Genomic DNA, 24,764 nt, shown 5'->3' on the forward strand with positions numbered 1-24,764 from the left:
TGAGGTGGGTAGAAGGGGCGCCATGCGCTACGCCGCGGGCAGGCTGTTGCGGCGCAGCCGATCGGCGATCCAGATCAGCGCTGCGATGAAGGCGAACAGGCAGGTCGAGACCGCAGCGATCACCGGCGAGATTTGCAGCGTGACCTGGTCCCAGAACTGCTTGGGCAGCGTGGCGTTCATGCCGCCGGAGGCGAACAGCGAGATCGTCAGCTCGTCGAACGAGGTGGCGAACGCGAACAGAAAGGAGGACATCAGCCCCGTGGCCAGGATCGGCAAGCTCACGTAGCGCAGCGTCTGCCAGGGCCGCGCGCCCAGGCTGTGCGCGGCCAGGTCGAGTCGCGTGTCGTAGTTGCGCAGGACGGCCATCATGGTCAGCACCACGTACGGGAGCGCAATCACCGTGTGGCCCAGCACCAGGGCCCAGGCGCTGCCGACCAGGCCGACCCGGGCAAAGAAATAAAACAGCCCGACTGCGATGACCATGCGCGGAACGATGATCGGAGACAGCACGAAGGCCAGCAGCAGCGACTTGCCGCGCATGCGGGCGCGCACCAGCACGAGGGCCGCGGGCGTGCCGACGAGCAGCGCCAGGCTGGCCGTTCCCAGGCCGACGATCAGCGAGCGCAGGCCGGCGCGCAGCCACAGCGGCGAGGCCAGCAGTTCCTGGTAGTGCTGCAACGAGAAGCCGCTGGGCGGCCAGTTCAACCCCGACGTGCCGGCCAGGGACAGCGGGAGCATGAGCAGCGCGGGAACGCTCAGAAACAGCAGCACCAGCAGCACCAGGGCGCGCAGGATTGGCGAGCGGCCCGGTTCAGGGTCATGCCCCTGCCTGGAAAACCGGGGGAAGAGCGCGATCAGCCGGTCGCTCGCGCGGCCCAGCGTGGCCAGGGCCGCGTCGCCTGCGCGGTGCAGCAGGCCGGCGCTGCCGGTGTTGTTGCGGCCCGGGTCCGCGCTGCCGCCGGCCATGCTCGAGAGCCCCAGCAGCCTGTCGTACAGCGCGAAAACCGCGAGCACGACGATGAGCATCAGCACCGAGATCGCGCCGGCAAAGCCCCAGTTCATGGTCTGCTGGATCTGCTCGATGATCAGCTGGGTGATCATGGTCTCCCTGCGTCCGCCGAGCAGCGCGGGCACGATGAAGAAGCCGATGGCGGTGACGAACACCATGATCGCGCCCGCCGCGACGCCGGGCATGGACAGCGGGAAGTACACGCGCCAGAACGCCGTGCCGGGCCTGGCGCCGAGCGTCAGCGCGGCACGGGGCAGGCTGCGGTCGATGTTCTCCATCACCGACAGCAGCGTCAGCACCGCCAGCGGCATGAGCGCGTGCACCATGCCCACCAGCACCGCACCGAGGCTGTACAGCAGGTTCGCGGGAGCGTCTTGCAGACCGCTGGCCGTGAGCAACTGGTTCACGACGCCGTTGCGGCCGAGCATCACGATCCAGGCGAAGGCCCGCACCAGAAAGCTGGTCCAGAAAGACAGCAGCACCCAGAACAGCCAGCCGGTCTTGCGCCGTCGGGGCAGCGCGGCGATCAGGTAGGCCACCGGGTAGCCCGCGACGACGCTCAGCACCGTGGTGCAGAACGCGATCTTCAGCGTGATCAGCATCACGTTGGCGTACACCGAAGAGGCAAACAGCTGCCGGTAATGCATCCACGTGAACGCGCCGCCGCTGTCAACGCTGAGCAGCAGCAACTGGCCGACCGGGTAGACCAGCAGCAGCAAAAGCAGCAATGCCAGAGGCGCTGCGGGCAGCAGCGGATGGGTCCAGGGGCGCTTCCTGCGCATGGCTTACTCGGGCACCGCGACGGCGTCGGCGGCGCTCCAGTGCAGGCTCACCGCTTGACCGGGCGCATGGCGCTGCGCAGGCCAGGCCGTGGGATAGGACACCACGACCGGCGCGTCGGCCGCTGTTTGCACGTAGACCTTGGTCAGGCTGCCGGTGATCATGCTGTCGAGCACCTGGCCGCGCAGGCTCGCGCCAGTCGCGGAAACCGTCGGCCCGACCGGGTCCTCTTGCAGGCACAGGTTCTGCGGCCGCACCATCACGCGCACCCTGCTGCCAACGCGCAGCGCGCTGCTGCACCCGGCCCCCACGCGCAGGCCGCCATGCGCCAACTCCACCCGGACCACGCTGCCCTGCACTTGCTCGACCTGGCCCGCAAACAGGTTGGACTCGCCCAGAAAGTCGGCGACGAACAGCGTGCGGGGCCGAAAGTACAGGTCGGACGGACTGCCCAGCTGCTCGATCTTGCCGCTGTTCATCAGGCAGATCCGGTCGGACATCGTCATCGCCTCTTCCTGGTCATGCGTGACGTAGACGATGGTCGTTCCGAGCTCGCGGTGGATGCGCTTGATCTCCCACTGCATCTGGTCGCGCAGCTTCTTGTCGAGCGCGCCCAGCGGCTCGTCCATGAGGATGATCGACGGGCGGTACACCAGGCAGCGCGCGAGCGCGACGCGCTGCTGCTGGCCGCCCGACAGCTCCCGGGGATAGCGCTGCGCCAGCTGCGGCAGGCGCACCATCTCCAGGGCTTGCGCCGCCTGCCGGCGCGCGCTGGCCGCGGGCTGCTGGCGCATCTTCAGGGGAAAGCAGATGTTCTCCTCGACCGTCATGTGCGGAAACAGCGCGTAGTTCTGGAACACCATGCCGATGTCGCGCTCGTAGGGCGCGCTGTGGGTGACGTCGACGCCGTTGATGCGCAGCTGTCCACCGTCCGCCGCGCTCAGCCCGGCGATCAGGCTGAGCAAGGTGGTCTTGCCCGACCCCGAGGGGCCGAGCAGGCTCAGGAACTCGCCCTGCGCGACGGCCAGGTCGGTGGGCGCAAGCGCCAGGAACGCGCCGTAGCGCTTGCTCAGCCCGGTGATCGTGAGCTTGTCCGTCACCTCAGTATCCAGGCGTTGAAGCGCTCGGCCGCGGTGGCCTGGTGATCGAGCCAGTATTTGGCGCTGATCTGCACCCCGTTGCCGATGTTCTCGGCATGGCTGGGGCAGTTCCTGGCGACGTCGGCCGGGATGTGCTTGAAAGCCTCGGGCTGCGTCACGCCCGCCGGGAAATGCTCCGTCAGCGCGGCCATGCGCCTCGCGTCGGAGGCGAACCGGATGAACTCGCGGCAGGTTTGGGCGTTCGGCGTTCCCGCGAGGATGGCCCAGCTGTCCAGTCCCCACAGGTTCTGGTTCCAGACGATGGCCACCGGTGCGCCGGCGGCGATCGCGGCCTGCGGGCGCGAGACCCAGGTGGCGACCAGGTCCACCTCGCCGGACTTGAGCATCTGCTCGACCTGCGCGCCGGAATTCCACCAGACACCGATGTCGGACTTGATCTTGTCCAGGTGGGCCAGCGACCGGTCGATGTCCAGCGGGTACAGCTGCGCGGTCGGCACGCCTGCGGCCATCAGGGATTCTTCCAGCGTGTCGAACGGGTGCTTGCGCAGGGCCCTGCGGCCGGGAAAGTCCTTCAGGTTCCAGAAGTCCGCCCAGGTCTTGGGCGCATTGCGGCCCTTGAAGGCGTCGGTGCGGTAAGCCAGCACGGTGCTGTAGACGTTCGTTCCCACGCCGTAGGGCGACATGAAGTGCGCGGGAATGGTCTGGACCGCAGGGTCGCTTTCCAGCTGGTGCTTGTCCAGATACCGCTTGTCGCCCTGCGTGAGCAGCAAGATCGCGGGCTGGCTGATCTTGGCCATGTCCCAGGTGTAGTTCCTCGTGTCCACCATGCTGCGGATCTGGGCGATCGGCTCGGCGTTCGCCTGCGCGCCCATGCACTCGATGCCGGTCTTCTCGGTGAACGGCTTGTAGAACACGGCGTTGTACGCCTTGTTGTAGACGCCGCCATCGTCGCGGATGACGATGCGCTTGGACTGGGCACGCGCGTAGTGCAGCAGGGCCGGAGCGGCGAGCGCCGCCACGCCGGTTGCCGCTTGCCGGAGTGCGCTCCGGCGTGAAGGACGGGTGCAGGCATGGTCATTCATCTGAAGAAACTCCCTTGGGTCGGTGCGGGGTGGCCGGCAGCAGCCGCCCCGGGTTGAAAAGCTGGTGCGGGTCGAGCAGACCCTTGATGCCGCGCATCATGTCGATTTCGACCGCGGGCTTGAACAGCGCCATCTCTTGCGTGAGCAACTGGCCAATGCCGTGCTCGGCGCTGAAGCTGCCGCCCAGCGCATGCGCCACTTCGTGGATCGCATGCTGGACGGCATGGGCCGTGGCCTGCCCGTGCGCCAGGGCATTCCATTGCCCGAAGCTGAGCAGCGGGATGAAGTGGACATTGCCGTCGCCCAGGTGCGCGACGATGGCGATGGGCAGTCCGGGAAGGGTCCGGTGCACGGCCCGGGTCGCGCGCGCAATGAATTCGGGCACCGCAGACACCGGGACCGCGCAGTCGGTGGTCCAGCCAATGCCGGCCTTCTTGTTCGCCTCCGAGACGCTGTGGCGCATGGCCCAGAGCGCCGCACGCTGCGCGCCGCTCGTTGCCAGGCTCGCGTCCAGCACCAGGTCCTGCGCCAGGCCCTGGAGCAGCACTTCCTCCAGCGCTGCGGTCAACGCCGGTTCTGCGCGCGTGTCCGCCAGCTCGACCAGCAGATGCCAGTCGTACGCGGCGGGCAGCGGTGGGCGCCGGCCGGGCACGTGCTCGAGCACGTTGCGCAGTTGCAGCCCGTTCATCATTTCGAACGCCGCCAGGCTGGCGCCGTAGCGCGTTTGGCAAAGATCGAGCATTTGCAGCGCGGCGCGGGGACTGGCCACGGCCAGCCATGCCACGGCCTGCGCAGTCGGCAACGGATGCAGCTTCAGGCTGGCTGCGGTGATGACACCCAGCGTGCCCTCGGAGCCTATGAACAGGTGCTTGAGGTCCAGCCCGGTATTGTTCTTGCGCAGCCGGTACAGGCCATTCCAGATTTGTCCGTCGGGCAAGACCACTTCCAGCCCCAGAACGTTTTCGCGCGTAGTGCCGTAGCGCAGAACGCCCGTGCCGCCCGCGTTGGTGGCGATGGTGCCGCCGATCTGGCAGGAGCCTTCGGCCCCCAGGCTCACAGGGTACAGGCGCTGCCGCTCGCGGGCCGCCTGCTGAACGCTGGCCAGTACGCAGCCCGCGTCCACCTCCATCGAGTTGTTCGCAGCGTCGATGGAGCGCACGCTGCGCATGCGTGCCAGGTTGAGCAGCATGGGCGCTGCGCCGTCCGGCCATGGCACGGCGCCGCCGCACAGGCTGGTGTTGCCGCCTTGCGCCAGCACCGGAACCCGCAGCTGCCCGGCGATGCGCACGGCTGCGGCGACCTGCCGGGTCGAGGACGGCAGCACCACGCAGGCCGCCGGCCCACGGTAGCGGCCGCGCCAGTCCTGCACATGGCCGGCGACGTCGGCTTGCGCAATGAGAACAGCGTCTGCGCCAAGCGCGGCCTGGAGTTGCGCGACCAAGGACATGGAACCATCCGCTTTCGTGAACGATGGGCGGATTGTGTGTCGATCGTCATGAAATTGCAATGGTTCTAAATACAATCTTCATTGATCGAAGTGCAATTGATATTGCGCCGCTGCCTGCAAGGGTTTGCCGGGGCCGGGCATGCGTGTTCTGCCTCGCGTCTAGCGGCATGAAGCGACTGCGTGGGCAAGGAATTTGCTGACTTGTGGGCGGTAGTTCATGTTGTCACTTAACAAGATGAACTGCTTGCAATGGCACTAAATTCCATATAAATCAATTAGTTAACCATGTTTTCTAAGATAAGACATCACACATTCATGCGTCCAGCCCCAGCAGGTCGTGGCCATCTGGTGACATGAAGCGACTGCATGGGCCAGGAATTTTCCGACTTGCGGGCGGAAGTTCATGTTGTAGATTAACAAGATGAATTGCTCGCAAGGGCAATAAATTTCATATGAATCAACAAGTTAAGCCATGTTTCTCATGCAAGAGATCACGCGCTGGACCCCAGTCCCGGTCGCACCATTGCGTGCTCGCCTGAATGCCGGGCTAGCGGCGGCAGACCTTGAGCACGTCGTCCCCGTAGGCTTGCAGCTTCTTTGCCCCCATGCCGTTGATTCCCTGCAAGTCTTCCAGCGTGCCGGGGTTGCGCTCGGCAATTGCGGCCAGCGTGGCGTCGTGGAAGATCACGTAGGCCGGCAGATTGTGTTCACGCGCGACCTCGGCGCGCCAGGCCTTGAGGTTGATGAAGCGCACCTGGGCGTCCGACCCCAGGTTGGCGGCGGCCGCGGGCGGGGCGCTGCCCCGGCCCGGCTTGCGCGTGCGCGCGGGGGCAGCGCCCGAGACCGAGGCGCGCAAATGCACCGGCACTTCGCCCCGGAGCACGGCGCGGGATCCTTCGGTCAGGCACAGGGTGTCAAAGCTGTGGCCGTTGTCCAGCGTCACCCTGTGCAGGCCCAGCGAGCCGGCGGCGATCAGCTGGCGCAGCACGCTGCGCAGTTGCAACTCGCTCAGGTCGGCGCCAATGCCGAAGGTCGAGAGGGTCTCGTGCTTGAACTGCGTCATCTTCTCGGTCTGCTTGCCGCGCAGGATGTCCATGATGTGGCTGGCGCCAAAGTGGATGCCGCTGGCCTGCTGCACACGGTAGATGGTCGACAGCAGCTTGCGCGCCGCCTCGGTCGCGTCCCACACCGCTGGCGGGTGCAGGCAGTTGTCGCAGTTGCCGCAGGGCGTCGATGATTCCCCGAAGTAGGCCAGCAGTCGCACGCGGCGGCAGTCGGTGGCCTCGGCCAGCGCGAGCAGCGCGTCGAGCTTGCCGCGCAGCGCCTGCTTGAACTCTGCGCCGGCCGGGCTTTCGTCGATCATGCGGCGCTGGTTCACCACGTCGCTCAGGCCATACGCCATCCAGGCCTCGGCGCGCAGGCCGTCGCGGCCCGCACGGCCGGTTTCCTGGTAGTAGCCCTCGATGTTCTTGGGCATGTCCACATGCGCCACATAGCGCACGTCGGGCTTGTCTATGCCCATGCCGAAGGCGATGGTGGCCACGATGACGACGCCCTCCTCGCGCAGGAAGCGATCCTGGTGGTTCTGGCGCAGTTTGCTGTCCAGCCCCGCGTGGTAGGGCAGGGCCGTGTGGCCCGCAGCGCTGAGCGTGGCGGCGAGCTCTTCTACCCGCTTGCGCGACTGGCAGTACACCACGCCGGCCTCGCCCGCATGTTCGCGCGCGATGAAGCGCTGCAACTGCGCGGTGGCGTCCTTCTTCTCGACGATGGTGTAGTGGATATTCGGCCGGTCAAAGCTGCTGATGAACAGGCGCGCGGCTTCCAATTGCAGCCGCTCGATGATGTCGGCCCGCGTCAGTGCATCGGCCGTGGCCGTGAGCGCAATCCGCGGCACGCCCGGATAACGCCGGTGCAGCACCGTGAGCGCGCGGTACTCGGGGCGAAAGTCATGGCCCCACTGGCTCACGCAATGCGCTTCGTCGATGGCAAACAGGCTCAGCTGACTGCGCTGGTACAGGCCGTCGAGCAGGCCCAGAAAGCGCGGCGTGTTCAGCCGCTCGGGTGCGGCGTACAGCAGCGTGATGGCGCCGGTCTGCAACTGCCGCTCCACGTCCTGCGCTTCGCCAAAGCTCAGCGTCGAGTTCAGAAAGGCCGCGTCCACGCCGGCCTCGTGCAGCGCGCCGACCTGGTCGTGCATCAGCGCGATCAGCGGCGAGACGACGATGCCCACCCCGCGCCCCTGCTGCTGGCGCACGATCGCCGGCACCTGGTAGCACAGCGACTTGCCGCCCCCCGTGGGCATCAGCACCAGCGCATCGCCGCCGCCGATCACGTGCTCGACAATCGCCTGCTGGGGCCCCCGGAACTGCTCGTAGCCAAAAACATCGTGCAAGACGGAATGCGCGGGAGACAACTTCTATAACTCTCTTTTTGATAGCAGACGGTGCTTATGAAGCAAGCGCTGCATGCGGGTTTGCTACCGTTCCTGCAAGTGTGGCAAGGACGGGTGACAGTTTCCAAAGGCGCATATTGTGCGCCGCACCGGCAAGCCTTGCCGAACCAGATGTGCAAGCGGGCGGACCTGTTGTTGCTGGCCGGGTCCGGACCAATCCTTATATGTGGCCCATGAAAAACGCGGCCCCAAGCCGCGTTCTCAGAAAAACCAGGAGAGCCGGGGGGCCGCCGTGGGCTTACTCCACCTTGGCCTTGTTGCGCAGCTCGGTCTGGAAGCTGGTCAGCTTTTGCTTTTGCAGTTCCTGGGCCACCTGGGGCTTGACTTCTTCCAGCGTGGGCAGCTTGGCCTCGCGGATGCCGTCCAGGCGGATCACGTGCCAGCCGAACTGGCTCTTCACGGGGGCCTCGGTCATCTTGCCCTGATTGAGCTTGACGAGCGCTTCGGTGAATTCGCTGACGTAGCTGGCGGGGCTGGCCCAATCCAGATCCCCGCCCTTGGCGCCGGAGCCCGGGTCCTTGGACTGCTTCTTGGCGATGTCTTCGAATTTCGCGCCCTTCTTGATGGATGCGATGATGGCCTTGGCCTCGGCTTCCTTTTCCACCAGGATGTGGCTGGCCTTGTATTCCTTGCCGCTGTTGGTTGCGACGAACTTGTCGTATTCCGCCTGGATTTCGGCGTCGGTCACGGGGTTCGCCTTCTGGAAGTCGGAAAACAGTTCGTTGATCAGAATCGTCTGGCGCGCCTGTTCCATTTGGGTCTTGTAGTCTTCCGAACCGTCCAGGCCGCGCTTTTGCGCTTCCTGCATGAAGACTTCGCGGGCAATGACTTCTGCCTTGATCTGCTTTTCAAGGTCCGGCGTCACGGTGCGGCCCGAACGCTCCAGTAGCTGCTTGAACACCTCGGCGCGCTCCTTCGGAACGGCCTTGCCATTCACGGTGGCGAGGTTCTGGGCGGAAGCGGGCAGGGCCAATGCGCCCAACATGGCAGCGGCGACAAGCTTGGGCAAGAGCTGTTTCTTCATGCGAGATCCAAAAAACGAGGGAGGGTTATGCCAGATGAAATCCGGCATCGGGACAGGGAGCGGGGTCAGAGAATTTCAATGGCCAGTGCGTGAACGCCCTGGGCAATGAAATCTTGCAGCGCATCATACACAAGGCGATGCCGCGCTACCCGGGTTTGTCCTGTAAAGAAGGGTGATGCAATGCGCACCCGGAAATGACTGCCCGAGCCCGTGTCGTTCGCTCCGGCATGGCCCGCGTGGGCGGCGCTTTCGTCGAGCACCTGCAGCCGGGTGGGGTGGAGGCGGTCGGTCAGGCGCTGGTGCATTTGTTGTGCGATGGGGGGCATGGGCGGCTCCGTCAGGCTGCTGGTTCGTCGTCCTTGAGATGGGGTGCGATGTAGACGCCCTGGCCGATCAGGAAGACCAGCGGGAAGGCGTAGCCCCAGAGCTTGAAGTCTACCCAGGCGTCGGTGCTGAAGTTGAGCACCACGTAGGCGTTGAGCGCCGACATCAGGGCGCAGTACACGATCCAGGCAATGTTCAGGCGCAGCCACACGCCGGGGGCCAGGCGCAGCTGGTTGCCCAGGAGCATTTCGAGGAAGTTCCTGCGCAGCCCCCACAGCCCCACGGCGAGTGCCAGCGCCAGGGCGCCGTAGAGCACCGTGGGCTTCCATTTGATGAAGCGCTCGTCCTGCAGCGCCAGCGTGAGCGTGCCGAACAAGAGAATGAGCGCCAGGGTGACCTTGTGCATGGTCTGCAGGCGCCGGTCGATCGCGTAGACGAGCGCCATCTGCAGCACGGTGGCCGCCATCAGCACGGCGGTGCCGGCATAAATGCCGTAGAGCTTGTAGGCCCCGAAGAACAGTGCGATGGGGAAGAAGTCGAGCAGAATTTTCATGGGGTCAGGAAGGGGGATCGGCGCCGGGGTCGCTTGGGTTTTTGCCGGATTGGAATTCCAGAGAGGCCGAATTCATGCAGTAGCGCAGGCCGCGGGGGGCCGGGCCATCTTCGAACACATGGCCCAGGTGCGCCCCGCATTGTGCACACACGGTCTCGGTGCGGAGCATGCCGTGGCTGCGGTCCACGATGTCCTCGATGGCGTCCGGGGCGGCTTCGCGAAAGCTGGGCCAGCCGCAACCGGCGTCGAACTTGCTGACCGAGTCGAACAATTTGGCGCCGCAGCAGATGCAGTGGTAGCTGCCATCGGCCCAGTGGGCCTGGTATTTGCCGCTGAAGGGGCGTTCGGTGGCCGCGTGGCGGGTCACTGCGAGCGCGTCTGGCTCTGCGCCCTTGGCTTGCAGGATGGCCTGCCATTGGGCATTGGTTTTTTGGACGGGTCGGGTCATGAGGAGCAGCTGATTTCGATGGCAGACGCCCAGTCGGGCGGGAAGGCTGCGTAGGCGTCGTCCCCCGGGTGTTCGTCGAAGGGACGCCCGAGCAGCCGCTGAAGGGTTTGGAGTTCGCTGAAGTCGCCCTGTTTCGCTGTGCGAATTGCCTGCTCGCCCAGGTGCTTGCGCAGCACGTACTTGGGGTTGCTTGCGAGCATCCAATCGGCCGCCGGCGCGGGATCAGCGCATGCCATGCGCTGCGCGTAGGAGCGCAACCACGGGTCCAGGCTGGCGCCATCGGCGAACAGGTCGCGCACCGGCTGGAAATCGCCCCGCTGCACCGCATGCGACAGGCGGCGCCAGAAGATGGGGTAGTCCACCGCGTTGCGCGCCAGGAGCAGGAGGATTGCGTCGATCAACTGCGCATCCTCTGCCCGGGGCTCCAGCAGGCCCAGCTTGGCGCGCATGCGCGCCATGAACTCATCCGAGAACGTGGCCTGGTACGACGCCAGGGCCTGCATGGCAAGGTCCGGATCACCGATCAGCGGCAGCAGGGCCTGCGCCAGGCACAGCAGGTTCCAGTACGCCACGTCGGGCTGGCGGTCGTAGGCATAACGGCCTTGCGCGTCGCTGTGGTTGCAGATGTGCCCGGGAACGAAGGCGTCCAGAAACTGGAACGGGCCATAGTCGATGCTCAGGCCCAGGATGCTCATGTTGTCCGTGTTCATCACCCCGTGGCAAAAGCCCACGGCCTGCCATTGGGCCATGAGCCGGGCGGTGCGCTCGCTCACCGCCTGGAGCAGCGCGGCGCAGGGGGGGAGGTCCCGTTCGGCGGCCGCGCGGCATTCGGGGTAGTAGCGGTCCACGGTGTAGTCCGCCAGGGCCTGCAGCTGCGCGTGCAGGCCGTTCGCGGCAAAGTGCTCGAAATGGCCGAAGCGCAGGAAACTGGGCGCCACGCGGGTCAGCACGGCGGCCGTTTCTGGTTCCTCGCGGTGCACGGGGGCGGGCGATCCGCTGAGGCACAGCGCGCGCGTGGTGGGGATGCCCAGGCCGTGCATGGCCTCGCTGCACAGGAACTCGCGGATGCTCGAGCGCAGCACGGCGCGCCCGTCGCCCATGCGCGAATAGGGCGTGCGGCCCGCGCCCTTGAGCTGAATCTCCATGCCGCCCGCAGTTTCGCCGAGCAAGATGGCGCGGCCATCGCCCAACTGGCCGGCCCAGACGCCGAACTGGTGTCCGCCGTACACGCTCGCCAGCGGGCGCGACCCCGCGAGCAGGGTGTTGCCGGTAAAAGCCTGCAACGCTGCGTCACTTTGCAGCCAGGATGCGTCCAGGCCGATCAGGCGCGCCACGTCCGGGCTCGTTCCCACCCAATGCGGGCGGGGCAGCGGGGCAGGGCGCAGCTCGGTGAAAAAATCCGGCCCCAGGGCGGCAAAGCCGTGACTCCAGTCCAGGCCGACGTCGGCGGGGGTGTCGCTTTCGGCGCGCAGGTTCATGGCAGCGATTGTCTCGCACTGCGGATGACCCGGCGGCGCCACGGGTCAGAACGCGACTTGCTCGCGCCCCTTGAGCGCGAGCATGGCGCGCGCTTCGTCGGGCGTCGCCACTTCCAGGCCCAGGCCCTCGATCAGGCCGCGCACGCGCTGCACCTGCTCGGCATTGCTGCGGGCGAGCCGGCCGGGGCCGCTCCACAGCGAATCCTCCAATCCCACGCGCACATTGCCGCCCATGACCAGCGACTGCGTGGCGACGGGCATCTGGTTCCTCCCTGCCCCCAGCACCGACCAGACGTAGTCGCTGCCGAACAGCCGGTCGGCGGTGCGCTTCATGTGCGCCACGTCCTCGGGGTGCGCACCGATGCCGCCCAATAGACCAAACACCGACTGAATCAGAAAAGGCGGCTTGATCAGCCCGCGCCCGATGAAATGCGCGGCGGTGTAGAGGTGGCCGATGTCGTAGCACTCGATCTCGAAGCGCGTGCCGAAGCTGGCACAGCTTTGCAGGATGCAGGCGATGTCCTTGAAGGTGTTGCGAAACACCCGGTCGTCGCTTTCCGCCAGATAGGTCCGCTCCCAGGGGTGCTGGAACGTCTTGAAGCGCTCCAGCATGCCGTAGAGGCCGAAGTTCATCGAGCCCATGTTCAGCGAAGCGAGCTCGGGCTGGTAGCGCAGCACCGGCTGCAAGCGCTCGGCCACCTGCATGGTGGGCGCGCCGCCGGTCGTGATGTTGAGCACCACGTCGGTCTCGGCCTTTATCTTGGGCAGAAAGGCCGCGAACAGCGCCGGGTCCTGCGAGGGGGAGCCGTCTTCGGGCTTGCGCGCGTGCAGGTGCACGATGGCGGCACCGGCCTGCGCGGCGCCGATGGCCGCTTGCGCGATTTCCTCGCCGCTGACCGGCAGGTAGGGGGACATGCTGGGCGTATGGATGGAGCCGGTGACGGCGCAGGTAATGATGACTTTGCTGGATGCGGGCATGGGTGCTGCTCCTCAGGGGGGAAGGGGGGTGAGAGGGTGCTCAAGTATTGCTCTGCGTGCGTCGGTGCGCCAGCAGCGCCATCAGACGCCGGTCGCGCCAGCGCGCGCGTGCTGGCGTCCCGTCGGCCGGCAGCGCCTCGCGGCGCTCGGCGTTCAGGCGCTGGAGCATGGCGTCGTCCCAGTCGTTGGGCCTGCTCTGCTGCGCCAGTTCGCGCAAGCTCGGAGCGTAGCGGCGCGCGTAGTCCAGCAGGCCCTCGGGGGCATTCAGGTCGATGGTCTCGAAAGGCCCCATGAAGGCCCAACGCAGGCCCAGACCGTCCTTGAGCACCAGGTCCAGGTCGGCGGCGCTGGCATGGCCCTGCTCGTAAAGGTTGAGCGCCTCGTTGAGCACCATGCCCTGGATGCGGTTGAGCAAAAAGCCCCGGATTTCCTTGCGCACCAGCACCGGCGTCTGGCCGGCCCGGGTGTAGATCCGGCGGGCGCGCTGCACCACGGCGGCATCCGTCCAGGGCGCGGGCGCCAGTTCCACCAGCGGCACCAGGTGCGGCGGGTTCACGGGATGCGCCACCAGCATGCGCGCGCGGCCCGCCAATCCTTGCGTGATGTCCGAGGCCTTGATCCACGAGGTGGAACTGGCGAGCACGGTCTGCGGCGCGGTGCTGCGGTCCATGGCGCGGAAGATCGTGCGCTTGGCCTCCAGGTTTTCCTGCACCAGCGTGGCATCGGCCAGCGCCTCCTCCAGGCTGGCGCAAGGGATCACGCGCGCCAGCACCTGCGCGGGCGTCTCGTCCAACAGGCCGTGCGCGTGCAGGTCGGACAGATCTTGCGGCAGCTGCGCCATGCAGCGCTCAAGGGCTTGCGGCACGCAGTCGAAGAGCCGCACCCGGCGCGGGCAAAGACGATGCTCCAGCCGCGGCCAATCAGCCCGGCGCCGACGATGGCAATGCACCTGTCGGTGCCTTTCACGAACAACTTGGCCGAGCGGGCCATCCGCATGCCCAAGGTCAAGCAAAAAATCTCGGGCTGCTTTCGCACCTTTGCCGGGGCGCAAAGCTTCTGCACGATCCGCTCCTATCTGGACACTGCTCGCAAGCATGGGGTTGGCATGCTTGAGGCATTACGGGCAGCGTTCAATGGCGCTCCTATGGAGTTCGTCGGTAGCGGCTGAATAAGTCACTACAAATCAAGCACTTACCATCGCCAGCGGCATCGGTTGAAAGCGGGCTTGTGTATAACGAAATGGTATTAAGGCTGCCATTTTTTGAGCTCACAAAAACCAAAACCACTGACAGGGAGTACACGCCAGAGATTTTCAGTTCTGCTTCCTGTATTATTCCCGATCACAAGACGCCCACCGGTAAACGAAGAACTAAGGAGAGCTCCACTACCACCACTCGCACTACTCAGTATTCCCACATTACGCCAAATTGGGATAGCATTGTACGGCGTCTCCGCAGTAGCAGGGTAAGCAGTAGAAAGTGTTTTTATCTCCCACTTTTGATTATTTGAAGAACCATCCTGCACACATTTCAATTGAGTGGCAAGATTGGTCCCTGCTTTTAAGCAGAATCCAGTAGTGCGAAAGAAAATTGTACGGTCAGGCAATATATCTACAGCACTGATTAATCGCTGAGACTTCTGATCAGGGCAGTCGACCATTATCAGATCCATATTTTTGCCCCAGTCCATATTTTTGCCAAAGCCTGGGTAAATACACGAATTAATCCCGGATTTTTCACTTACAAGGTAAACGTTAAGCGCTTGAAAAGCAGGGGTATTAATTTCCCAATTTTGCCCCCCTTCGCGATTATCGCAAGCAGCAACAGTGACATTTCCCCATGCGACGCGCGCCAGGCAGCGATTTCTATAAGGATTGAATATTTTGTAATATCCATTACTTTGTTTGGTAACTTCCCATCGTTGATTATAGGAATCACTATCAAGCTTGCACGGAAAGGTGATTACAACGTTGCGACTATTTGCGTCCAAGCATTTTCCATTGACGGCGGAATGGATAAAATAAGCGTTGCTGCCATTGAGCAATTTTTTGAGAAACCATAGTTTTTCAAGAGGCGGAGCCAATGCCGGGCCACTCTTCATCATCACCGGATCACCATTTTTGAGAGATTCCCCAGTTGCTGCAAATACCCGAGTATTAAGTGTAACGTATGCATCAGGCGAACTCAAAACACTGAATGTCTCGTTTTTAGCCAGCGATGAGTGACATTTATAGCTGAGAATCTCCGCGCCACTATCAGTACTGTTTCTGCTAATGTTGAAGCACCTTGATCTGTCGGAAGATGTAACTCGACCATTATCAAGAAAGAAGAACTTTTGTCTGTCATCGGGAGTGGCTTGACAGTCTCCTATTCTGAGAGCATCGCCTTCAGTGCCCCATACTACGCAACGTTCAGGATAGACTTGTGACCGAATCTGACCTGATTCTTCCAGTATCCATTTTTGGTTAGGCTTACTATAGTCACAAGACCACGATACAAGCCTGCCGTTAAACTCGCTATTTCCCAAATCTACGCATAGCCGCTCGTCTTGTGCACTGGAGAGCTGCTTCGAGTAAATCATTACGGCAGAGTTAGTACGTGCTGGTCGCAGTTCAAGGACGTTTTGAGCATTCGCCGCAGGGGACAACAATAGTCCAGAGATGATAAATGAAGCAAACCGCGAACCGAAGATATTGAATGGTGGTTTCATAATGACCTCGTTAATTATTTGATTTTCAAGGGGCTAAGTATGCTCTTTTAGGTGGTGAACAACCAGAAGAAGAAGAAGAAGAATTTGAACAAGTCGAAGAAGAGCTGTCACTGCTGCCATCATCCTCTCGTATGTCCGCTGCTGGAATATACGAAGTTATTATAAATGATGGGTCTTCAGCTGATGGACTTCCAGCATGTGTATCCGCATCCACGTAGTGTGGATTCGGTGTTGTAGGGCCGTAGACAATCATGTCATTGGAATCGAACCACATGGCCCGCGCAGAAACAATATTGCTTGTAGGTATGAAGTGTACTATAAATTCATGTTCACTGGCAATATAGCTGTCCTCCATTCTATTTTGGAGTGTCCGCCTCTGCGCTCCGGTATAATTGGTAGTGTCGTTAGCAGCTATCTCGAATATGTCCCGAATGCTTGTGAAAGTAACATCCGTGCGAATCGTATACAGATATGCTACATTTTGAGGTCCAGACGGCAGGGGCTCAAGCGACTGTAAACCAAACTCTTCTGCAGTGCGCTGATCGCTACTTGTGCTTATCCATGCGCTCGTTCCATCATTACATGATTCACCCCATACGTGGTGAATCAGATTGATATCACCACCACTACCATCAGCACCAACACCAGCACTAAACCCCCCCTGGAAAACGACAGAGGGCGACTGCGTTGAACCTCGATAAACCCGAGTGGTCGGATTAGCTAAAGCAATGGTCGAAACCAGGAAAGCCCCCACGATAATAGCAAGCTTGATGCGGCGCGCGTACTTCAACATTTTTCGACTCCTATCCTTAAGATATACCACGCTGGGCATGCTCAGCAGCAGCACGATGGTGCGCAAAATCCTCCCGGCCCCGAGGTCGCGCGCGGCTTCGATCAGGTCGGGGTCGATGCGCGAGAGCATGAAGGCCACCGGGTCGACCATGAAGACCACGTAGATCTGGACCATGCCGATCACCACCGCCAAGGGGCTGAACAGCAGGATCTGCAGCGGCGCGCTGATGACCCCGAACTGCATCGGCATCAGGTTGATTGCGCCCTCGCTGCCAAGCATCGGCCGCCAAGCGAGCACGCGGATCAGGAACGGGATCACGCACAGCGCCAGCAGCGCGGTCTGCACGGTCTTGTTCTTCACGCACAGGCCGATGTACAGCGCCACCGGGTAGCCCAGCAGCAGGCAGACCAGCAGCGTGATGAGCCACAGGCTGACCGTGGTCCACAGCGCGCCGACGTAGGTCGGCGTGGCAAAGAAGGCGCGCCAGCTGTCCAGCGTCAGCGTCGGCTCTATCGTGAACGGGGTCTGGATCCAGAAGCTCACGCAGAGCATCGGTAGCAGCATCCAGACCATTCCCGGCGCCAGCACTCAGGTGGTACTCGGCCTCGAAATGCGCGCCGGCGCCGGTCTCGAAGATCGCGACTACGTGCGAGCCGGCGTATTCGCTCGCCAGATACGCGCCCGTGATGCGGGCCATGCGGGGGTCGCTGTCCACGCCCGCGTCATTCCCGAGCGGGTCTGCGTCGGCCTGCACCCGGTCGCGCCGGACCATGCACAGCGCCGCCCCGCGCCACTGCGCGGCAACGTCGGGCAAGGGCACATCGAACGCGGGCCCCGCCAGGTGCCCCCCGGCGGCCTGTCCGGACAGCGGGTTGAAGCAGTTGAGCAAGCGGGCCACCTGGCTGCTTGCTGGCCGCTCGAACAGCCGGCGCGGCGTATCGATCTGCACCAGCGCGCCCTGGTCGAGAACGGCCACGCGGCTGCCCAGCGCCAACGCCTCCTGCTCGTTGCCGGTGACCCCGCGTTCGTGCACGCTGCGGCCCGCCAAGTCCTGGCCAAGGACCTCGATCCGGCCGGTGTCGGGCCGGTGGTCGAACCCGGCAATCAGGCGCAGCAGCGTCGACTTGCCCGAGCCGCTGGGGCCCAGGTTGGTGAGGTATTTGCCCGGATCGACCGCCAGCGTGACCGCGCGCAGCGCCGCCACCCGCCCGAACGATTTGCCCACGGCGTGCAGGTGCAGCGCCGCCGCGCGGCCTTCTTCGACGACAGGCGCGCGCGCCAGCGTGGATCCAAGCATTGAACACCTGCCTTCTCAGTGAGGCCGCGCACGCGGCGGGATGGTCTGGGGGCGAGTGTACTTACCTTATCTTAAGAATGCAATAAATATTTACAAAGAATGACCTTGTCCAACGTGGTATGAGTCTGAAGGGGTGGTTCCAGGCCCCCAGCAAAAGTGGGTTGATCAGAACCGTGTTCCCGGTAGCACTGCCAGAGTTTGTGATTGAGGCCTACTCAGACCCGGACGATGTCGTGTTTGAGCCCTTTGGCGGCAGTGGCACGACGATGCTGGCCGCTGAGCGCACTGGCCGTGTGTGCCGCACTGTCGAGATTGCGCCGCAGTACGTGGACGTTGCTGTCCGGCGCTTCGAGCAGAACCATCCCGACATTCCGGTCACCTTGCTGGCCACAGGGCAGTCCTTCGACGAGCCCCCTGCGTCAGAATAGTTGTCGCCTCCATAGAACCAAATCGAGCGCCAGCCTCTCCCTCAGGTTGGGCGTCTTGAGCGCCGCGCTCAGCGTGTCGTTGAGCCGCCGCATGACGGCGGGCAGCATGTTCGCCGGACCGACCACGCCGTACCACTGCATTGCATCGAAGCCTTTCAGGCCCAACTCTTCGAGCAGAGGCACGTCTTTGATCTGCGGATGGCGCGTCTTGCCGGTCACCGCCAGCGCACGCGCGCGGCCTGATTTGATGTGCGGCATCGCCGCAGCCAGGCCGGGGAACATGGCCTGCGTCTGCCCGCCCAACAGGTCGGTGAAGGCCGGAGCGACGCCGCGGTAGGGCACGTGGGTCATCTGCAGGCCGGTCTGCTGCTTGAGCAACTCCATCGTCAGGTGAGTCAGCGAGCCCGTTCCCGCCGAGCCGTAACTGAGCTTGCCCGCGTTGGCCCGCGTGTACTCGACGAACTGCCGGAAGTCGCTGATCGGCAAGTCGGTGTTGATCACCAGCACGTTGGGCGTGCCGCCGATCATGCCGATGGGCGTGAAGTCCTTGATGGGGTCGTAGGGCAGTTGGCGCGTCGCGGGACTGGTGCCGTGCGTGGCGACGTAGCCCTGCATCAGCGTATAGCCGTCTGCCGCTGCGCGCGCCGTGTTCTGCGAGGCGATCACGCCGCCGCCACCGCCCTGGTTGTCGACGATGAAGCTCTGTTTGAGCAGCTTGCCCCAGCGTTCGGTGACGGCGCGGCCCACCATGTCGCTGCCGCCGCCGGCTGCGACCGGCACGATGTAGCGGATGGGCTTGTTCGGAAAGTCCTGCGCGTGCGCAAGGCTGTGCAGTCCGGGGAAGGCGCAGGAAGGAAGGGCCAGCGTGAAGGCGCGGCGTTGCATGCGTGTCTCCCGTGGTTGTGGTTGAAGCGAAAGCGGCTGGTACCGGGCGTTCAGCGGTGGCGGCGCTGCAGGCGGTCGTAGGCGTCGCTCACATGGCGCGCCATGAGGTCTTCGCAGCGGGCGACGTCACCCTTGCGCAGCGCGCGGGCGATGCGCGTGTGCTCGGCGATCGACGCGCGCATGCCCATGTCCTGCGCGAGGTTCCTGAGGCGCGACAAGTGCAGTTTCTGCACGACCGTCCGGTAGGTCTCGGCCAGTGCGTGGTTGTCCGCTGCCTCGACGATGGCCCAGTGGAAGCGGAGGTTTTCGCGGTAGTAGCGCTGCACGTCGTGCGCGTCGGAGGCTGTGTCCATGGCGGTGATCGATGCGTCGAGCAGGTTGGCGAGGGCGGTGCGCGCCGCGTCCTCGAGCCGTGCCGCGCGGCGCCCGGCAAAGCCATCGAGCAGGCCGCGCATTTCATACAGGTCGCGCACCTCCCCCGCAGTGGGCTCCCGCACGAAGACGCCGGCGTGCTTGCGCGCGATCACGAGTCCCGTGCCTTCGAGTTCGCGCAAGGCCTCTCGCACGGGAACCCGCGAGACGCCGAGCCGGGAGGCGACATCGGGCTCGTTGATGCGTTCGCCGGGCTGCAGTTCACCCCGCAGAATCATGGCCAGCATGTCGTCGCGCACCAGCTTCGCGAGCGGGGTGTCGCGCACGGTCGAGAGATGGTCGGAGGCCGGTTCGGCAAGCCAGGGGAGCATGCGGGGGTCCTTTGTTTGCAGGATATCGTATACGTTTGCCGCCGCAAATGGCCACTGGTAATTACACGGAGCCTCCATGGCACCTGGCCTGTGCAGGGGCTGCATTTTCTGGGTCGGGACGCACGCTGTAGCCAGATGCTGGACGAATCTGCTTGGTCGTGGCGCCGTTGCATACCGCACGGAGGACACCAGATGTCTCTCAATATTGCGGCTGGGTTGGGCCTTGGTGGCAACGAGTCGTATCCCGACCTTTTCCAGCCTTTTGGTGGCTTTCCCGACGGCGTTCGTGTGGAGCAAGGTCATATCACCATGCCCGAACTGGTCGGTATTGGCTTCGAAGGAAAGGCAGATCTGATCTCCGAGATGAGAAGTCTTGCGTCATGACTGCAAAATAAGCCGGAGTACAACCCCGGTGGCGGCTGCGCAGACCAGGAACTTCGGAACGAAGCCCGCGTGCCCGCCGCGGAAATTGAGGGCGGCGCATGCGAGCAGTGCCAGGCCCGTGATGGGCAGGATCATGAGCACCACGGGGCTTGCGCGACGGAGCCAGGCGGCGACCGTCAGCGGCAGAACCAGGATCACGAACAAGAACAGCAGCACGCCCAGACCCACGCCATGGACGTAGCACGGACCCAGACCCAGGCTCGCGTTGAGCGCGCGCAGGGGTTCGTGCATGCGCCGCAGATCGAACGCCAGGCCGGACACGGCGAAGAGCAAGGGCATCGCCGTGAGCACGACGGCTACGGTGACAGTTTGCGTCGCTACGCCGTACGCGCCAAGGTATTCGTGCACCAACCACGGTAGTCCGGCCCAGGCCAGCAGCGTGGCGTGGCGCGACCATTGCCGCGCACCGATCAGCCCACGCAGGTCGATCCAAGCCAGGCGCAAGCACATGGGCGCGCCCGGTGGCAGGGCCCATGCGCGCCGGCGTGGACGCGGTACGGCAGGCACGCCACCGGGTGCGCGGGCCTTTTCCCGCCGAAACATCCACCACGCGGTGGCGACGCTTCCAAGCACAAAGGGCGCGGGCGACCAGCCCTGCGCCAGACAGGACAGCCCCACGCACTGCACGACTGTTGCGCGCATGGCCTCGCGTGGCCGCCAGCGCAGGGCCCACTGCATGGCCGGTAGCATGATCAGGGCCGTGGCAAGGGCGAGGCCCTGCCACCAACGTTGCGCCGGGGACCCCTGCGGGAGCACGGCAAGGGCCACGACGAACGGCAAGAACAGTGGCAGATCACAGACGGCCAGCACGGCGAGGTCGACCCTGCGCAGGCATTGCGTTGGCACGGGTTGCGTTTGCACGAAGGCCCATGCCGCCCCGCCGGTGAGCGCCTCGCCCTGGGCCTGCGCCCATGCATGTGCCAGCGCGAGCATCGCCACCCAGGTGACCAGCACCGTTGCCACCGGGCCCGGTGTGGTGAGCACCAGCGCCGGGTGTGCGAGCACGCGCAGTTGTTGCCGGATCGGCATCTCGTGCGGCGACAGCAGTAGCAGGATGAACAGCACACCCTGCCAACGGCGCACCAGCAGCCGGCAGGCGACCTCGGCCACATGCCGCAAGCGCCACCAGAGCAAGCTGCGGACCAGACCCATGCGCGAGTGCATCAGGCGGTCTCCAGCGATGCCAGTTCGACGCAGCGGGCGCCAAGCGCGCGTTGCTCGCCGACATCGTGGCAGCACATCACCACCAGCCGCGATGCCGCGATCGCCAGCAACTGCTCGCGAAGCACGTCGCGGGCCGCTGCGTCAAGGCCGTTGGTCGGCTCGTCGAGCACGGTGATCGGCGCTTGCGTGCCCAGCCCGGCGGCGAGCATGAACTTGCGTGCCGTGCCCAGCGACATGGCGCTGAAGCGCAGTTCGAGGGAATCCACCAGTCCGAAGCGCCGAACCAGATCGGGTGCCGTCGAGATCGCGGGCCGGCGCGCGGCTTGAACGAAGTCGAGCCACTCCCTGCCAGTGACGAACGGGTACACCGGGCATGCGTCGGGCACGTAGCTCAGCAAAGGCAAGATTTGCCCACGTACCATGCGCATGCTGCGCCCGAGCACCAGGATATCGCCCTCGTCGGGGACACAGGCGCCGCCAAGCATCGACAGCAAAGTGGTCTTGCCGGAGCCGTTGGGGCCACAGACACATATGATTCCCGGCCCCGTCCACGAAAATCCCACGCGGTGGAAGATCACCCGGTCCTCGTATGAGTGGCGCAACCGGTTGACGTCCAAGGTGGCCTGGTTCCCGCTCATCCGACCGTCCCCCTTGCGGCGTCCTGCCCGTCGGTCCGCGCTTCGACCGTGGCGCGCAGTGCGCTCCGGCCGACGCCTGCATCCCGTGCTTTCTTGCGCGCAGCCAGGCGATTCATGGGTGTCAGCCCGGCGCGCGCTTGCGCAAGAAAGGCGGCGACAAGCCGGGCGCGCGGCGACCCGCGCATCCAGATCACGCCGAGACGGCGCGGCTCCGATGCATCGGGCAGGGGTAGCCGGACGATGTCCAGTCCATTCGTGAGTGGCGAATCGATGTCGGGTACCAACGAGACGCCAAGGCCTTCTTGCACCATGAGCGCGATCGCCAGGAGTGAGCCCAGCTCGAATCGCTCCAGAGGCGCGATGCAGTGCTTGCGCAGGTACCGGTCGGCGAGCTTGCCGCCGCCAACCGAGCGGTCGTAGCGAAGCAAGGGTTGGCTGCGCAGCAGGTCCAAGGGTGCGTGCTGCGCCAGGGCGCGCGGTGCCAGAACGACCAAGGGTTCCTCGCGCAACGGCTCCCAGGCCATGGATTTGGCGAGTGCGAACTCTGGATGCAGGCAAACCGCAGCGTCGATCTCTCCCTGCCTGACCGCTTCGAACAATTGCAGGGACGCGCCCGATTGAATGAACACGGTCACGTCCGGGTGGGCCGTCGCCACACGATGCAGCAGGTGCGGGAGCAGCGTGTGCAGCGCCGTGTTGATCGCGCCGAGACGCAACTCGCCCGCGACCACGTCGTCCCGCACCACGGTGTGCAGGCTCCGCACTGCACGCAGAATGTCCCCGACGCAATCGAGTAGCCGGTGCCCTGCCGGCGTGGGGCGCACCGTGCGTCCGGAGCGCGCCACCAGCGTGGCCCCCAGTTCCCGCTCGAGGGCACGCAGTTGCAGCGCCACCGCCGTGGCGCTGAGATCCTGCCTGCGCGCGGCCTCGGCCATCGAGCCCGTCTGCGCCACCAGCGCGAAGGTTTGCAGGAAGGCTGTCTCCATCTGTTTTGAATCCGTCAGACCCACTATTTTCTTGCTTCTTTCCCAAGCCCGGTCCGCTTTCTTGCCGGGTGCGAGGGCCGCACACTGCCCGGCATGAGAAGCAAGCTGTTCGTGCCCGGAACCCGTCCCGATCTCTTTGCCAAAGCCATGGCTGGCGCTGCGGATGCCATCTCGATCGACTTGGAAGATGCGGTCGTGGAGGATCGCAAGGCCGAGGCGCGCAGCAAGGTCGGGGAATGGTTGCGTAATGGCTTGGCAGACCCGCAGGTCGCCAAGCGCGTCATTGTGCGCGTGAATGCGGTGGACACGCCGCATTTCGAGGCGGACCTGCGCGCCGTCGTCCAGCCCGGCCTGCACATCCTGAATTTGCCAAAACCCGGGAGCGTTGATGCCGTGCGCGCAGCGTGCGCGGCCATTGCGCGGGCCGAGCGCGCGCATGGTGTGCGCGATCGGATCCGGTTGCTGGTGAACGTCGAGACGCCCCGATCCCTGCGCGAGGCCGCGGCGCTTGCTGCGGCCGATCCCCGGGTGATGGGGCTGCAAGTCGGTCTGGGGGACATGTTTGAGTCCCTGGGCATCGAGCGCCGGGAGGTCGCCGCGGTGCAACAGGTTCTGCTGGCTGTCCGGATGGCAGCGGGCGAGGCCGGCGTGCCAGCCTACGACGGCGCGTTCGCCGACATCGCCGACGCCGAGGGCTACCGTGCCGAGGCGCGGCTTGCGCAGCGGCTGGGGTTCGCGGGAAAAACGTGCATCCATCCGGGTCAGGTCGCGTTGGCGAACGAAGCGTTCCGGCCGACGGACGCTGCGATCGCCCACGCCACGCAGGTCATCGAAGCTGCCGCTGCCGCGAAGGCGCGCGGCAGCGGCGCATTCCTGGTCGATGGCCGCATGGTGGACCGGCCCTTCCTGCGCCGCGCCCAGGCGATCGTGGCCACGGCGCGCGGCCTCGGCTTGCTGGCCGCCGACTGAGTTCCCGGCTTGCGCACGTCCATGAATCAAGGAGACAAGCATGCAAAAGAGTCTGTCGAGCGGGGTGCACAGCCTCATTCTGGGCACCGCCGCGGTTGCAGCGGCGCTGGCGGGCGGGGCGCAGGCACAGGACAGCTTTCCGTCGAAGCCGATCACCTTGGTCGTGCCCTATCCTCCCGGAGGCTCCAACGATGTCTTCGCACGGACCATCGCCCGGGAACTGGGGGACGTTCTCAGGCAACCGGTGATCGTGGACAACCGCCCGGGTGCCAGCGGCACCACCGGAACGGCTGCGGTTTCGCGCGCGCCGGCCGACGGCTACACGCTGGTGGCGGTGTCCTCGAGCATGACCACCAACGCCGCGGTTCAGCCCAAGATGTCCTTTGACCCGGAGAAAGGGCTGACGCCCGTGGCGATGTTCGCCGATGGCCCCTTCATCGTTGCCGTCAACAACAGCTTCCCGGCCCGGAATCCCCAGGAACTGATTGCCGCGATCCGGGCCAGGCCCGGCGTGTTCAATTACGCATCTTCGGGCTCGGGCAGCGTGAATCAGTTCGGTACCGAACTGCTGAAGTCACAGGCGGGCAGGCTGTTCATCACGCATATCCCATACCGGGGCATGGGGCCTGCGGTGACGGATTTGATCAGCGGGCAGACGCAGGTGCTGATGGCCAGCGGCCCGAGCCTGCTGCCGATGGTGCGCGCGGGCAAGGTGCGCGCGGTGGGAATCACGAGCGCGCAGCCCAGCGCGATTGCGCCCGATCTCGTTCCGTTCTCGTCAGCGGTCACCGGCTATGACTTCTCGCTGTGGTGGGGCTTGCTGGCGCCCTCCGGCACACCGGCCTCCGTCGTGGAGAAACTGAATGCCGCAGTCAATCAGGTGCTCGCCAAGCCCGAGGTCAGGGAGCGATTCCTGCGCGAAGGCGCGCAGGTCAAGCCGATGACGCCAGCGCAGTTCGGAACCATCATCGCCGCCGACATCGGGCGCTGGAAGCAGCTGGCAAAGCAACAAAACATCCTCGCGGACTAAGGC

At 64.6% G+C, this 24,764-nt stretch carries 21 protein-coding genes and 4 pseudogenes; 5 read left to right on the forward strand and 20 right to left on the reverse strand.

Going from position 1 to position 24,764, the window contains the following annotated elements; genetic code table 11:
- Positions 1-27: 27 nt before the first annotated feature.
- The 12 genes from D5041_RS12755 to D5041_RS12810 form a co-directional block, all read right to left on the reverse strand.
- On the reverse strand, positions 28-1,791 hold the full coding sequence (locus D5041_RS12755; protein ID WP_265284879.1) for an ABC transporter permease subunit: 1,764 nt from the start codon (positions 1,789-1,791) through the stop codon (positions 28-30).
- Positions 1,792-1,794: 3 nt separating this feature from the next.
- A complete protein-coding gene (locus D5041_RS12760) occupies positions 1,795-2,889 on the reverse strand; it encodes an ABC transporter ATP-binding protein (RefSeq protein ID WP_265281218.1) in 1,095 nt (364 codons plus the stop codon).
- On the reverse strand, positions 2,886-3,971 hold the full coding sequence (locus D5041_RS12765) for an ABC transporter substrate-binding protein (protein ID WP_265284880.1): 1,086 nt from the start codon (positions 3,969-3,971) through the stop codon (positions 2,886-2,888). Before D5041_RS12765 ends, D5041_RS12760 begins: the two co-directional genes overlap by 4 nt.
- Entirely contained in the window at positions 3,964-5,418 is a 1,455-nt protein-coding gene (locus D5041_RS12770; RefSeq protein ID WP_265284881.1) for an FAD-binding oxidoreductase, read from the reverse strand. Before D5041_RS12770 ends, D5041_RS12765 begins: the two co-directional genes overlap by 8 nt.
- A gap of 547 nt (positions 5,419-5,965) precedes the next feature.
- Positions 5,966-7,831 carry a DNA helicase RecQ gene (gene recQ / locus D5041_RS12775; protein WP_265257139.1) on the reverse strand — a complete coding sequence of 622 codons (1,866 nt, stop codon included), beginning with the start codon at positions 7,829-7,831 and terminating at the stop codon, positions 5,966-5,968.
- Between the two features lie 277 nt (positions 7,832-8,108).
- Complete coding sequence (locus tag D5041_RS12780) at positions 8,109-8,894, reverse strand: peptidylprolyl isomerase (protein WP_010109793.1); 786 nt, start codon at positions 8,892-8,894, stop codon at positions 8,109-8,111.
- A gap of 65 nt (positions 8,895-8,959) precedes the next feature.
- Positions 8,960-9,220, reverse strand: coding sequence for a BolA family protein (locus D5041_RS12785; RefSeq protein WP_010109794.1), 261 nt, complete (start codon positions 9,218-9,220; stop codon positions 8,960-8,962).
- Positions 9,221-9,231: 11 nt separating this feature from the next.
- A complete protein-coding gene (locus D5041_RS12790) occupies positions 9,232-9,771 on the reverse strand; it encodes a septation protein A (protein WP_010109795.1) in 540 nt (179 codons plus the stop codon).
- A 4-nt stretch (positions 9,772-9,775) separates the two neighbouring features.
- Positions 9,776-10,219, reverse strand: coding sequence for a peptide-methionine (R)-S-oxide reductase MsrB (gene msrB / locus D5041_RS12795; RefSeq protein ID WP_265257138.1), 444 nt, complete (start codon positions 10,217-10,219; stop codon positions 9,776-9,778).
- Positions 10,216-11,697: a protein adenylyltransferase SelO gene (locus D5041_RS12800; protein ID WP_265284882.1), complete on the reverse strand. Its 1,482-nt coding sequence runs from the start codon at positions 11,695-11,697 to the stop codon at positions 10,216-10,218. The genes msrB and D5041_RS12800 overlap by 4 nt, the downstream gene beginning before the upstream one ends.
- Positions 11,698-11,742: 45 nt before the next feature.
- Positions 11,743-12,675 (reverse strand): 3,5-dioxohexanoate:acetyl-CoA acetone transferase, encoded by a 933-nt coding sequence (kce, locus tag D5041_RS12805; RefSeq protein ID WP_265257136.1) that lies wholly within the window; start codon positions 12,673-12,675, stop codon positions 11,743-11,745.
- A 40-nt stretch (positions 12,676-12,715) separates the two neighbouring features.
- Complete coding sequence (locus tag D5041_RS12810) at positions 12,716-13,516, reverse strand: 3-hydroxyacyl-CoA dehydrogenase (protein WP_321162174.1); 801 nt, start codon at positions 13,514-13,516, stop codon at positions 12,716-12,718.
- A 114-nt stretch (positions 13,517-13,630) separates the two neighbouring features.
- On the opposite strand from D5041_RS12810, the pseudogene D5041_RS12815 reads away from it, so the two are divergent.
- Positions 13,631-13,843 (forward strand): annotated as a pseudogene (locus D5041_RS12815) (IS66 family transposase); the annotation flags it as partial.
- A 77-nt stretch (positions 13,844-13,920) separates the two neighbouring features.
- On the opposite strand, the gene D5041_RS12820 reads toward D5041_RS12815, so the two are convergent.
- From D5041_RS12820 to D5041_RS12830, 3 genes and pseudogenes are all read right to left on the reverse strand, one after another.
- Positions 13,921-15,384: a ricin-type beta-trefoil lectin domain protein gene (locus tag D5041_RS12820; RefSeq protein WP_265284883.1), complete on the reverse strand. Its 1,464-nt coding sequence runs from the start codon at positions 15,382-15,384 to the stop codon at positions 13,921-13,923.
- A gap of 25 nt (positions 15,385-15,409) precedes the next feature.
- Positions 15,410-16,720, reverse strand: coding sequence for a hypothetical protein (locus tag D5041_RS12825; RefSeq protein WP_265284884.1), 1,311 nt, complete (start codon positions 16,718-16,720; stop codon positions 15,410-15,412).
- Positions 16,721-17,192: 472 nt separating this feature from the next.
- Positions 17,193-17,474: pseudogene (locus D5041_RS12830) on the reverse strand (ATP-binding cassette domain-containing protein); the annotation flags it as partial.
- Between the two features lie 173 nt (positions 17,475-17,647).
- Here D5041_RS12830 and D5041_RS12835 point away from each other — a divergent pair.
- Positions 17,648-17,902 (forward strand): annotated as a pseudogene (locus D5041_RS12835) (DNA methyltransferase); the annotation flags it as partial.
- Here the strand turns inward: D5041_RS12835 and D5041_RS12840 are convergent.
- A complete protein-coding gene (locus D5041_RS12840; protein ID WP_265284885.1) occupies positions 17,894-18,787 on the reverse strand; it encodes a Bug family tripartite tricarboxylate transporter substrate binding protein in 894 nt (297 codons plus the stop codon). The pseudogene D5041_RS12835 and the gene D5041_RS12840 sit on opposite strands and share 9 nt — an antisense overlap.
- 50 nt (positions 18,788-18,837) lie before the next feature.
- Positions 18,838-19,530 (reverse strand): GntR family transcriptional regulator, encoded by a 693-nt coding sequence (locus D5041_RS12845; RefSeq protein WP_265257131.1) that lies wholly within the window; start codon positions 19,528-19,530, stop codon positions 18,838-18,840.
- A gap of 153 nt (positions 19,531-19,683) precedes the next feature.
- Between D5041_RS12845 and D5041_RS12850 the strand changes: the two are divergent.
- Positions 19,684-19,914, forward strand: a pseudogene (locus tag D5041_RS12850) (mandelate racemase); the annotation flags it as partial.
- On the opposite strand, the gene D5041_RS12855 reads toward D5041_RS12850, so the two are convergent.
- From D5041_RS12855 to D5041_RS12865, 3 genes are read right to left on the reverse strand one after another with little or no spacing between them, the layout of a single operon-like run.
- Positions 19,909-21,138, reverse strand: coding sequence for a hypothetical protein (locus D5041_RS12855; RefSeq protein WP_010104002.1), 1,230 nt, complete (start codon positions 21,136-21,138; stop codon positions 19,909-19,911). The pseudogene D5041_RS12850 and the gene D5041_RS12855 overlap by 6 nt on opposite strands.
- Entirely contained in the window at positions 21,138-21,776 is a 639-nt protein-coding gene (locus D5041_RS12860; RefSeq protein WP_265281207.1) for an ABC transporter ATP-binding protein, read from the reverse strand. The genes D5041_RS12855 and D5041_RS12860 overlap by 1 nt, the downstream gene beginning before the upstream one ends.
- Positions 21,773-22,762 carry a LysR family transcriptional regulator gene (locus D5041_RS12865; RefSeq protein WP_265281206.1) on the reverse strand — a complete coding sequence of 330 codons (990 nt, stop codon included), beginning with the start codon at positions 22,760-22,762 and terminating at the stop codon, positions 21,773-21,775. Before D5041_RS12865 ends, D5041_RS12860 begins: the two co-directional genes overlap by 4 nt.
- A 93-nt stretch (positions 22,763-22,855) precedes the next feature.
- On the opposite strand from D5041_RS12865, the gene D5041_RS12870 reads away from it, so the two are divergent.
- Together D5041_RS12870 and D5041_RS12875 are read left to right on the forward strand one after the other, a co-directional pair.
- Positions 22,856-23,731, forward strand: a complete 876-nt coding sequence (locus tag D5041_RS12870; RefSeq protein ID WP_265281205.1) for an HpcH/HpaI aldolase/citrate lyase family protein — start codon at positions 22,856-22,858, stop codon at positions 23,729-23,731.
- 40 nt (positions 23,732-23,771) lie between these two features.
- The gene (locus tag D5041_RS12875; protein WP_265281204.1) at positions 23,772-24,761 is read left to right on the forward strand and encodes a tripartite tricarboxylate transporter substrate binding protein; all 990 of its coding nucleotides are present in this window, start codon (positions 23,772-23,774) and stop codon (positions 24,759-24,761) included.
- The last annotated feature ends 3 nt before the right edge of the window (positions 24,762-24,764 follow it).

Origin of the sequence: Verminephrobacter aporrectodeae subsp. tuberculatae (genome assembly GCF_026127385.1) — a bacterium.
GTDB lineage: Bacteria > Pseudomonadota > Gammaproteobacteria > Burkholderiales > Burkholderiaceae_C > Acidovorax > Acidovorax aporrectodeae.